General features: G+C 73.6%; 1 pseudogene. It reads left to right on the plus strand.

Features of this window, described 5'->3' with window-relative positions:
• Window positions 1-1,165 (plus strand): annotated as a pseudogene (locus ACFQ4E_RS20575) (chromosome segregation protein SMC); the annotation flags it as partial.

Raw genomic sequence — 1,165 nt, forward strand, 5'->3', positions numbered from 1 at the left:
CAGGCGGAAGCGGCCGCGACCGAAAAGGCCCGCGCCGCGCAGGCGATGTCCGACCGGGCCGAGAAGCTTCTCTCCGAGGCCGAAAACGCCCGCGCCGACACCCAGACGCGCGAGGCCGATGCCCGCGCCGAACGCTCCGCCGCCGAGGGCGAAGCCAACGCGCTCCGCACCGAAACCGCCGCTCTCGCGCGGCTTCTCGACCGCGACACCACCGAGGGCGGGCAGATCCTCGACCGGCTGCAGGTCCAGCAGGGCTTCGAGAAGGCGCTCGGCGCGGCGCTGGCGGACGATCTGCGCGCGCCCGAGGTGGCCGCCGACGGTCCGTCGGGCTGGGCGATCCTGCCCGCCTATGACAGCGACCAGCCGCTGCCCCCGGGCGTCACCGCGCTGACCCACCATGTCTCGGTCCCGGACGTGCTCGCCCGCCGGATGAGCCAGATCGGTCTCGTCGAGGCCGATGAGGGCAGCCGTCTGCAGCCGCTCCTGAAACCCGGCCAGCGCCTCGTGTCGCCCGAGGGCGATCTCTGGCGCTGGGACGGCTACCGCGCCTGGTCCGAGGACATGCCCTCGGCCGCCGCGCTCCGGCTGGAGCAGCTGAACCGTCTCGAGGCGCTGAAACAGGAAAGCGTCCAGGCCGAAGCGCGGCTCGCAGGCGCGCGTTCGGCGCATGACTCGCTGCAGGCGCGCCTTGCCGATCTCACCCGTGCCGACAAATCCGCGCGCGAGGCGCGGCGCGAGGCCGACCAGGAGTTGACAGCCGCAACTCGCGCCGTGTCGCGGGCCGAGGCCGATCGGAACATGGCCGAAGGCAAGCTCGAGAACCTGCGCCTTGCGGTGTCGCGCCATGCCGATGACGCGACCGAGGCGCGCAAGCAGAAGGCCGAGGCCGAAGCGGCGATGGCCGATCTGGGCGATCTCGACGCGGCGCGCGCCAAGGTCGAGGACGTCAAGGTCACGGTCGAGGCCGCGCGCATGACCATGATGGCGCGCCGCTCCGCCCATGACGAGACGCGCCGCGAAGGCGAAGCCCGCGCCCAGCGCCGCGAGCAGATCTCGCGTGAGCTGGCCACCTGGAGCGACCGGCTCGCCACCGCGCGGACCCGCGGCGCGGAGCTTCTGGAACGCCGCGACAGCGCCCAGGGCGAACTGGCCCGCGCCGCCGGTC

The organism is Litorisediminicola beolgyonensis (assembly GCF_042679605.1).
Classification (GTDB): domain Bacteria; phylum Pseudomonadota; class Alphaproteobacteria; order Rhodobacterales; family Rhodobacteraceae; genus Litorisediminicola; species Litorisediminicola beolgyonensis.